This is a genomic window from Thiomonas sp. TH-17, assembly GCF_057473305.1.
Genome location: NZ_JBYCKI010000150.1, coordinates 1 through 4,085 on the forward strand (window position 1 = coordinate 1; position 4,085 = coordinate 4,085).

The following is a 4,085-nucleotide window of genomic DNA, read 5'->3' on the forward strand; positions in this document are numbered from 1 at the left end:
CGCGCAGTTTGGCGAGCTTCGCGTCGCGTGCGGCATCGACCTGCCTGGCCGCTGCCAGCAGCGTGGCCAGACGGTTGCGGTCTTCGATCAGGTCTTGTTTCCAGCGGATGAGATCGACATCACTGAGCAGCACCTTGACCTTGCGCCCCACCAGCAGGGTCTCGAAGGCCGGGTCGTCGATGTCGACGTCAGCGATGTCGATTTCTTCGACGTCGTCAGCGTGTTCCTCGATATGCGCGAGGGTGGTCTCCACGTCCTTCAGCTGCCGCTGGACGGTCAGAGTGAAGGACGACACTGCACTTTCCATGCGCTTGAGCACGTTCACGCGCAACAGGTGAATCAGACTTTCCTCACGGTCTGTCTGGCGGAAGAAGCTCTCGCCACCCCGAATCTGGGTGCTGTATTTGGCGTCGTAGGCGGCCTGCTTATGTGGCAGTACGTAACGCAGCGGAGCATAGCTGGCCAGATTGAGGCGTCGAATCTCCAGGTTGATGTCCCGGATGGCGCGAAACTCGCCACCCAAGTCTACATTCGCCTTGATGTTTATCGGCGGCAGACGATCTGGGAAACGGCCTGTTTCGCTGGTGCCGTAGTACTTTTCAACGTGCCTACGCGAGCGGGCGATGGTGAGATGATCCAGCAAGGTGAAGTAGTCAAAGCCCAGCATTTCGACCAGCTTGGTCGGCGTCTTGTCCGACTCACCCATATCCAGCCAGCGATTGAACTGGGCTTGCGCTTTGCGCGTGGTCGCTTCGATGCTCGCAATGCCATGTTCCAGCAGGGCGGTGTCGTCCCCTTCGGTGACGAAGGCGATCTGGTTGCGCAAATCGGCGAGGCGATTGTTGACCGGCGTGGCGGACAGCATCAGGACACGCGTCTTGACGCCCTCCTTGATGATTCTGCGCATCAGGCGATCGTAGCGGGACTCTTTTCCCTTGTGCGTGGCCTTGTTGCGGAAGTTGTGCGACTCGTCGATCACTACCAGGTCGTAGTTGCCCCAGTTCACGTGGGACAAGTCGATGTCGCCCGAAGAGCCGTCATCGCGTGAGAGATCGGTATGGTTCAGAACGTCGTAGTTGAGGCGGTCGGCGGCCAGCACATTCCGCTTGTCGTTGGCCTTGTAGAGCGTCCAGTTGTCACGCAGGCGCTTAGGCGCCAGCACCAGCACCCGGTCGTTGCGCAGCTCGTGGTACTTGATGATTGCCAGCGCTTCGAAGGTTTTGCCCAAGCCGACGCTGTCAGCGATGATGCAGCCGCCGAAACGGTTCAGCTTGTCGATAGCACCCACCACGCCATCGCGTTGAAACTTGAAGAGCTTCTTCCACACCACGGCGTTGCGGATGCCGGTGGCGGATTTGACGATGCGCTCTTCGTCCATCTCGTCACCGCAGCCACTAAACAGGTGATGCAGGATAAGCGTGTATACGGTGAGCGGATCGCGGTGTTCCCCCATCGCCTGCAAGGCTTGAATCAGCGCCGCGCGCGTATCGGGCTGGGCGCACAAGGCCGTCCATTGCTGATCAAACCAACGAGCAAGTTGGCTTGCGTCATCGGCTGACTCGGACGCCTGGATCAGGCTCAGCGGGTTACCTGGGGTCACACCGAGACCATCCGTACTGAACGCAAAGGAGCCCAGCACTACCTGCTCAGGGGTCGCGTCGGGCTTGCGCATTACCGCCGCACCCTGGGGTACCGGCCCCAATGCCCGGCGCAGCTCTACCTTGTCGCTGATCCACTTCGCGCATTGAACCGCGAGCCAACGGGCTTGCAGGCGGTTGCGAGTAGCTCGGTCACCTTCACCGCCGAGGAATTCAAGCCCCTCATCGTCGGGCGGCAGGATCAGTTGGACTTTCTCCAGCCCTGCCAGCGCGTCGCGCAGTTCAGCGAACGCAAAAAGAGAGAACGAGGGCGAGACAAGCCCGAGCTGACTGCCGCGCTGGAGGTGCGGGCGCATGAGGTCGATGACTCGATCCGCACCGGTATTGTGGATCAGTCTCATGGTCAGTGCCCGCCTTTCGCTGAGCCAGAGCTGTCATCCTCTTGATCCACCGAAGACTGCTGTTTGATCCAACTGCCGATGTCCGCGCGCGAAAACCGCCACGTCCCACCGACCTTAAAGGCCGGAATCTTCTTGACAGCAGCCAACCGATAGATTGTCCGTTCGGTGACCTTCAGATATTCAGCGACCTGCTTGATGGTAAGAATTTCGCCTTCATGGGGGCTTTTCGGCATAGTTTCTACCAGGAATCGTCAAACCAAGGCAAGATAGTGCAAATTTTTCAATATGACAATACAATCATCGAATGCTGTGATTCTTTTCCACTCTGCCGGGGCGATCATCAACAAAATGCGCTTTCTACACGCCGCTGACCTGCACCTCGACAGCCCCTTGCGCGGCCTCGATCGGTATGAGGGTGCGCCAGTTGATGATGTTCGCGGGGCCACCCGTCGCGCCTTCGAAAACTTGGTCGCCACTGCCTTGCGCGAGCGCGTTGACCTCGTCGTAATTGGCGGTGACCTCTACGATGGTGACTGGCCAGACCACAGTACTGGGCTTTTTTTCGTCAAAGGGGTAACGCAACTTGCCGAAGAAGGTATCCCGGTTGTCATTGTGCGCGGTAATCACGACGCGGCAAGCAAACTCACCAAGTCCCTACGCCTACCGCGCAATGTGCATCTGTTTAATGACGCGAAGCCCGAGACCGTCGTTCTCGACCAGATTGGTGTCGCCGTTCACGGGCAGAGTTTTGCCACGCCCGCCGTGCTGGATGATCTTGCTTCTGCCTATCCGGCCTCCATTCCGGACTGCTTCAACATCGGGCTGCTCCATACATCCCTGAATGGTCGCCCCGGACACGACAGCTATGCCCCCACGACCTTGTCCGTCCTCCAGGGCAAGGGTTACGACTACTGGGCGTTGGGACACGTCCATGCGGCGGAAATAGTTTCGCGCGAGCCGTGGGTGGTTTATCCAGGCAATACGCAAGGAAGACACATCCGAGAATTTGGCGCCAAAGGCTGCTCTCTATTAACGGTCGAGAACGGCATGGTGCTGGAACATCAAGCCATTGCATTGGATGTCATGCGCTGGGAAACCCTGTCACTCGACATCGCCTCACTGCCTGACCTGGATGCCCTCCTGGATGCTGCCGCAGTGGGAATTCGCGGTCGACTCGCCCAAGCAGAAGGCCGAACACTAGCAATCAGGGTCCAGATTGCCGGGAGAGGGCCGTTGCACCGCGTGCTCGCAATCCAGCCGGAGACTGTGGAGCAGCAACTGCGCAGTGCGGCGATTGAGGCATCAAATGCGCAAGTCTGGATTGAGAAGGTCGAACTGACGACACGCCCCCAGTTGGATCTCGACCGCATCGCCGAGCGTGATGATCCGCTGGGCCTACTGGTTCGCGAACTGCGTGGCTTGGCGTCCGATAATGCGGCGCGAGGGGTAATGGCTGAGGAGACAATCCAGGACTTGCAACAAAAGCTGCCGGTGGAACTCAGGGAAGGGCCACATGCCCTACTTTTAAATGCTCCTGACGTGCTCACCGAACTCCTGTACGAGGTCGAGGGGGAACTGATTGCGCGTCTGTCCGGTGAAGGAACGACCTCGTGAAGATCGCACGTCTCTACCTCAAGGCCTATGGTGCATTTTCAGAGCGTCACCTCGACTTCAGTGACGGTGCAAATTTTCACGTGATCTACGGCCCAAACGAGGCCGGTAAGTCCACCACCCTGAGGGCGCTGACTGGCCTGTTATTTGGTATCGAGGACCGCACCACAGACAATTTTCTGCATCCGTACCCTCAATTGCGCGTTGGCGCGACCTTGGTCACCGACCAAGGATCGCGACTGTCCGTCATGCGTCGCAAGGCCCGCAAGCAGACACTGTTTGCATTGGATGAAGAAACCGGCGCGGAGCTGACCGATCAACCACTGTCAGAAGATGCGCTTTCTCGGCTGCTCGGAGGTTTAGACGAAGGACTCTACCGCTCCTTGTTCGGCCTGGATATGGAAGGCTTAACCCGGGGCAGCGAGGCTCTGCTGGCGGGTAAAGGAGAAATCGGCCAAAGCCTGTTCGAAGCCGC

General features: G+C 58.7%; 4 protein-coding genes. 2 read left to right on the plus strand and 2 right to left on the minus strand.

Annotation, left to right across the window (positions count from 1 at the left end; genetic code table 11):
* The coding region (locus AC2VLV_RS09175) for a DEAD/DEAH box helicase family protein (protein ID WP_486989702.1) at nt 1–1,999 on the minus strand (1,999 nt) is incomplete at its 3' end.
* Between the two features lie 2 nt (nt 2,000–2,001).
* Entirely contained in the window at nt 2,002–2,232 is a 231-nt protein-coding gene (locus tag AC2VLV_RS09180) for a helix-turn-helix domain-containing protein (protein ID WP_486989703.1), read from the minus strand.
* A gap of 52 nt (nt 2,233–2,284) precedes the next feature.
* On the opposite strand from AC2VLV_RS09180, the gene AC2VLV_RS09185 reads away from it, so the two are divergent.
* Both AC2VLV_RS09185 and AC2VLV_RS09190 read left to right on the plus strand, forming a co-directional pair.
* On the plus strand, nt 2,285–3,613 hold the full coding sequence (locus tag AC2VLV_RS09185) for a metallophosphoesterase family protein (RefSeq protein ID WP_486989704.1): 1,329 nt from the start codon (nt 2,285–2,287) through the stop codon (nt 3,611–3,613).
* On the plus strand, nt 3,610–4,085 hold a 476-nt coding region (locus tag AC2VLV_RS09190), incomplete at its 3' end, for an ATP-binding protein (protein WP_486989705.1). The genes AC2VLV_RS09185 and AC2VLV_RS09190, both read left to right, overlap by 4 nt.

What these genes read in the sequence shown, in the direction of transcription:
- AC2VLV_RS09180 (WP_486989703.1), bottom strand. Translation starts at nt 2,232, where the DNA reads ATGCCGAAAAGCCCCCATGAAGGCGAAATTCTTACCATCAAGCAGGTC.
- AC2VLV_RS09185 (WP_486989704.1), top strand. Translation starts at nt 2,285, where the DNA reads ATGACAATACAATCATCGAATGCTGTGATTCTTTTCCACTCTGCCGGG.